3 tRNA genes are annotated in these 367 nt (G+C 52.3%); all 3 read right to left on the reverse strand.

What is annotated here, in order from left to right:
* Nucleotides 1-42: 42 nt before the first annotated feature.
* Nucleotides 43-114, reverse strand: a tRNA-Glu gene (locus PV403_RS25040).
* Between the two features lie 32 nt (nt 115-146).
* Nucleotides 147-235, reverse strand: a tRNA-Ser gene (locus tag PV403_RS25045).
* Between the two features lie 5 nt (nt 236-240).
* Nucleotides 241-316 (reverse strand) — tRNA-Asn (locus tag PV403_RS25050).
* Between the last annotated feature and the right edge of the window lie 51 nt (nt 317-367).

Below are 367 nucleotides of genomic sequence, written 5' to 3' on the forward strand. Positions count from 1 at the left end.
AAGGCAGATGCTCTCCCAGCTGAGCTAAATCTCCATATAAAGTGACCCGTAGGGGATTCGAACCCCTGTTACCTCCGTGAAAGGGAGGTGTCTTAACCCCTTGACCAACGGGCCTTACTGTATTAAACATCCTAAAAAGTTCGCAACGGAGAAAGAGGGATTCGAACCCTCGAGACGCTTGTGACGCCTACACGATTTCCAATCGTGCTCCTTCGGCCAGCTCGGACACTTCTCCAAAAGTGGCTCCCCGAACAGGACTCGAACCTGTGACAACTCGATTAACAGTCGAGTGCTCTACCAACTGAGCTATCAGGGAATATTGGTGGAGCCAAGCGGGATCGAACCGCTGACCTCCTGCTTGCAAGGC

The sequence above is a fragment of the Paenibacillus sp. GYB006 genome (assembly GCF_036577645.1).
Classification (GTDB): Bacteria; Bacillota; Bacilli; order Paenibacillales; family Paenibacillaceae; genus Paenibacillus.